Genomic DNA, 255 nt, shown 5'->3' on the forward strand with positions numbered 1-255 from the left:
GGAGGTCGTGATGGGCGATGCCGCCTACGATTCCGATGCCTTGCGATCCGCGATCGCCGCAAAAGGCGCTCAAGCCGTCATTCCGAACAACCCCTCACGGGCAATCAAATATCCGCTCAACAAACCCCTCTATGCCGAGCGTCATCTAATCGAATGCTGCTTCTCGAAACTGAAGCGTTTCAGGCGCGTTGCTACGCGCTACGAAAAAACCGCACGAAATTACTTCGCTGTCGTCGCTATCGCCGCAACTCTGCT

Annotated in this window: 1 protein-coding gene; it reads left to right on the top strand. The window is 55.7% G+C overall.

The features are described 5' to 3' along the window. A partial coding sequence (locus tag ACZIRK_RS45670) for a transposase (RefSeq protein ID WP_474419908.1) occupies positions 1–255 on the top strand: 255 nt, incomplete at both ends.

The sequence above is a fragment of the Bradyrhizobium sp. Leo114 genome, assembly GCF_055229415.2.